Below are 1,226 nucleotides of genomic sequence, written 5' to 3'. Positions count from 1 at the left end.
ACACAACCACCAGAAAAACAACCAAAACAACAGCCATCAATCCCGCTAAACCCGCCGCCCCTCATCAGGACAACTCGATAAACAATACACACCAAAACAACAACACCCAAATCCACAACCCCCACCAGAAGGCCCTACCGCCGGCCACGACAGATCCTCCCAGCGAAGCCCACTCGCCGTCACTGGAGCAAATGGTCCTGTAATCGCCGTGATTCCGGGGAAGTCAAAGAAGCCGCTTCCTGATCAACTCCCCAGGTCGTACCGCAGAACGCAACACGGTAGTGGGTCACCTCACGTTTCACCGCCCCCCAGAAGCGACCAAAAGAGCCATCCATGGGGCTCCGAACGGGACTGCAGCAGTGCCGTCCTACCCACTATCGACCCCACCAAGTATTGACCCCACCAAGGCTCTCATTGAGCGCTGACACTAACACCGGCTACGCACGGCCCTTCCAGAACCAGCAGCTACACGAGCTTGTGCGAAGAATCGCACAGGACGATGCCGGGCACGCCCAGGCTCACCCATACCAAGGAGCTACAACCAGAGAAAGCCAGCACCTGGATCTTCCAAAACGTTCGCTACGGCCAACACCAGAGCCAGAACACCACCTACCATCAGCCGCACACAACAAGAACGCTGCAATGGCCGGCAGTAGAGGGCGGGGTGTCAAGGCAAACACGACGAACACTGGCACCGCTCCAGCCTGCCACAGAGGGACACGGCCAGCACGCCCAGCGCAGATGTCAGTGAGGTCCTGAATCCGCCCGTTCCACCCCCCCCTACGATCATCGCCGTGCTGCGGCCCGTCCCGACTGAGCCAGGACGCCAGTGCCTGCCATGGCAGACAGGACTCGACAGCTTCCAGCAACCACGCCGGCCGTGTGTTCATAGAGAGCCCCAGCAGGCCAGCCCGAGCGGTGCGGCCAGCCCAAGGAACCCGTCAACCCAAGGAACCCGTCAACTCAAGGAACCCGTCAGCTCAAGGAAGATGGCCGGCTCGAGGAACCCGTCAGCTCAAGGAACATGGCCGGCTAGTGCATCGTGGTTCTTCTGCGGAATACCGGGATGGAGGAACTCGAGAAGGTTTGTGGTGTGGTGGTTTAAATGCAGGGAGGCCCCGCACCGTGTGGTGTGGGGCCTCGACCTGTTTTTGGTGTTGTCCGGCGGTGTCCTACTCTCCCACATCCTCTCGAATGCAGTACCATCGGCGCTGTGGGTCTTAGCT

At 59.9% G+C, this 1,226-nt stretch carries 1 protein-coding gene; it reads left to right on the top strand.

Features of this window, described 5'->3' with window-relative positions; genetic code table 11:
- Positions 1-203, top strand: a 203-nt coding sequence (locus tag JMA46_RS16715) for a hypothetical protein (RefSeq protein ID WP_207346475.1), incomplete at its 5' end; no start/stop codon positions are given.
- Between the last annotated feature and the right edge of the window lie 1,023 nt (positions 204-1,226).

The sequence above is a fragment of the Arthrobacter sp. E3 genome (genome assembly GCF_017353415.1).
Classification (GTDB): domain Bacteria; phylum Actinomycetota; class Actinomycetes; order Actinomycetales; family Micrococcaceae; genus Specibacter.
This window is presented reverse-complemented; position numbering and strand designations above follow the sequence as displayed.